General features: G+C 59.4%; 2 protein-coding genes. Both read left to right on the top strand.

The genetic code is table 11. From position 1 onward, the window contains the following. Nucleotides 1-132: 132 nt before the first annotated feature. A complete protein-coding gene (locus EOC06_RS32645) occupies nt 133-1,452 on the top strand; it encodes a ParB/RepB/Spo0J family partition protein (protein WP_095488814.1) in 1,320 nt (439 codons plus the stop codon). Next, nucleotides 1,449-3,117 (top strand): DEAD/DEAH box helicase (locus EOC06_RS32640; protein WP_128309728.1); only part of this gene is annotated, 1,669 nt, incomplete at its 3' end. The genes EOC06_RS32645 and EOC06_RS32640, both read left to right, overlap by 4 nt.

Below are 3,117 nucleotides of genomic sequence, written 5' to 3'. Positions count from 1 at the left end.
GTTCAATGTCGATGCAGGCAATGCAAGTGTTTTGACCGGGTACATCGGGTTTCACCAAGGCGTCCGCGGCATCAGGACCACAGTCGCCTCCCGGTTTGGTCCGGGACGGTTGACGACCTTCAGGAGCTCAAAATGATGAACCCTGTGTTAGACCAGGAACGAGTCCAACACCTTGTCGCGCGCCAGAGCTCGTCGAAACGACGCGCGCTGCTGGCCGCGTGGTCGCGGCCAGATCGCGAACTGCCGCTGGTGGACCTAGAGGTGACGTGGGTGCGGCTCTCCACTCTGAACCACCGGACTAAGGCTGAGCAGATGCGAGAGATTGAGACGAAGGGGCGCCCAGACCTGTTTTCGGCGGACCCGATGGGGTCGGAAGCACAAGCGGCGCAGCTTCGTATCCTGAAATCTCAGCCGGGCTTCGATGATCTCAAGGCTGATCTGAGAGAACGTGGTCAGCAGGAGCCGGCCGTAGCTACTGCGGAGGGCGTTCTTGTAAACGGCAACCGTAGGTCCGCTGCGCTTCGTAGCCTCTATTTAGACGATCAGCATGCGCCTTCTCGATATGTCCGCTGCCTCGTCCTTCCGGCCGATGCGACCATGGATGAACTCGTCGATCTCGAGACTGAGCTGCAGATCGCACGTGACTTCCGCGAAGACTATTCGTGGGTCAATGAAGCGCTCTTGATCGAGGAACTGTTCAACCGCGAAGCCCAGAACTGGGATCGAGTCGCGGCGAGGATGCACAAGGATGTACCCAAGGTTCGGGCGCAGTATGAAAAGCTGCAGCAGCTGCATCAGCTGGTGGCACTGTCAGACGGCACTCGCCACCACGCCGACTTTGATGAGAACGAGTCGGCTTTTGAGGAACTCACTAGGCACATCCGAACTAAGCCTAAGGCTGAGGCCAATTCCGTTCGGGGCGCCTACTTCCTTGGCACGCTGACCGGGGTCAACTACCGCGATCTTCGCCACCTTCAGCGGCCGGATGCCGCCGCACTAGTCAGGCAGGAATTGGAATCGGATCCGACAATCGCACCGCTGCTTTGTGCCATCAGGCATAATGTGCCCAACAATGGCGGCGATGTTCTCGATGACGCCCTCGGTGATGCAGCACAGGAAGAGGACCTTTCCGATATCCTCGCCTTCTTCGCGCGCAAGCGCAGCGAAGAGATAGTGACTCTCGCAGATGGCAAGAACGCTGTCGTATCCGATCTAATTGCTTCCGTAGGGGCTGCCGTCGCCGTCGCGGCACAGGAAGCCGATGAGGATTCTAAGGACGCAAAGGCGCTCGTGGCTCCATTGAGCCGTCTTGCCGCCGCCAAGGAGCAGGTTGGCCGCGCAGCTGCTGCGCTTGAACGGGCGCGTAGCTTTGACGGATGGAATGAAGCCGACTTCCAAACCAAGGTGGCCGCGCTCAAGGCCGAAGTGAGCAAGCTCGAGGCACGCGGATGATCCGTGCCGAGCTCTATCGGCAGGACCGTCCGACGGTCGTCGTCGATCGCTTGGACGATACGAATCCTGGTGCCTGGGCCCGGCTGCAGGAAGCCTTTGCACGCGGCATCCTCACTGGATCGGCACGGCAGTCAGTGGTGCACCCGGATGTGTTCATGGCGGAACTCGATGTCCTGCGCGACATTCGGGCAGTGTTTGCAGAGCGGGTTGAGCTAGGACCGACCCTCACATCACAGTTGCGATTAATGGCTGATGATCGCCGTGCCCGTTCCGTGGCGATCGAAGCCGGTGAGGCAAGCGAAACCGAGCTTGAGGCCCTCGCGGCCGAGCTTGAGGCCGCCGGGTTCAAAAGGAATTTGAAGCCCTTTCAACTGAGAAATCTCGCCCGCCTCATGCGTCTGCCGCATGCTGCGGACTTTTCGGTTCCTGGAGCGGGTAAGACGACGGTGGCGCTGGCGGCATTTGCTTTGGGTCGCGCTCGAGGAAGTATCGACCGTCTTATGGTCGTTGCGCCAATCGCCGCCTTCGGAGCCTGGGATGAGGATGCAGTCGCTTGCTTCAAAAAGCCACCGCGCGTTGTAATCTTTGGGGGTCCCGAAACAATTATCCCGCAAGACACGGAGATCCTGCTCTCAAATTACAATCGCGTCGCAAGCGATTATGACATTATCAGAGCCTTCGTAGCGAATGGGGCTGCCAAGGTTGTGCTCGACGAAGCCCATCGCGTGAAGCGCGGCGCTTCGGGGGTGCATGGTCGTGCTGTGTTGGATTTAGCCTATGCGGCTCATCGCCGAGACGTGCTAACTGGTACGCCGGCCCCCCAAGGCGCGCACGATCTAGTGGCTCTGGTGAAGTTCCTATACCCGGGCCAGGATCGCCAGATTCTTCCGAGGTCTGCTTACATCGAAAGGCTGGGGCGCGATCCGAATGTTCTCGGCGAGACTCACGCAGCGATTACGCGGTACTTCGTTCGAACTCCCAAGAGCGAGCTGGAGCTGCCTCCCACAACGTTCGAGGTTATCCGCAGACAAATGGGACCCATTCAAAACGCGATCTATGATGCGCTCGTGGGTCGCTACCGCGCCACTTTTTCGCTTCCCGACCGCGGTCGGCACGAGATGCAGCGCCTTGGCCGCATAGTAATGTACCTGCTCGAGGCCGCGACAAACCCCATGCTGTTAACGGCCGGTTCGGATGAGAGTGATGATCCAGGATTCCTTCACCCGCCGCTCGAGTTGTCGAGCAGCGAGCCGCTCGTCAACCTGCTACAAAGCTACAAAAACTTTGAGACGCCGTGGAAATACCAACAAGTGCTTTCCATTGTAGCGGCAGCAGCCGAACGCGGCGAGAAGGTCCTGATCTGGTCCAACTTCGTGCGCAACCTCAAGGTGTTGGCTCGCATGCTTGCGCAATATCAGCCGGCAATAGTGCATGGAGGGGTTCCCTCCGACGACGGTGCTCCCCCTGGCGACCTAACGCGCGAGAATGAATTTCGGCGGTTCCGACATGATGCCCACTGCGTTGCGCTCCTGGCAAATCCTGCAGCCTGCGGCGAGGGCATCAGCCTCCATCACTGGTGTCACAACGCTGTGTTCCTGGATAGGACGTTCAATGCGGGCCACTTCCTGCAGAGCCAGGATCGCATTCACAGGCTTGGGCTGTCGG

This window comes from Mesorhizobium sp. M7A.F.Ca.MR.362.00.0.0 (genome assembly GCF_004023175.1).
Taxonomy (GTDB): Bacteria; Pseudomonadota; Alphaproteobacteria; order Rhizobiales; family Rhizobiaceae; genus Mesorhizobium.
Note: the sequence above shows the minus strand (reverse complement) of the source record. Positions and strands in the feature narration are given on the sequence as shown.

What these genes read in the sequence shown, in the direction of transcription:
- EOC06_RS32645 (WP_095488814.1), top strand. Translation starts at nt 133, where the DNA reads ATGATGAACCCTGTGTTAGACCAGGAACGAGTCCAACACCTTGTCGCG.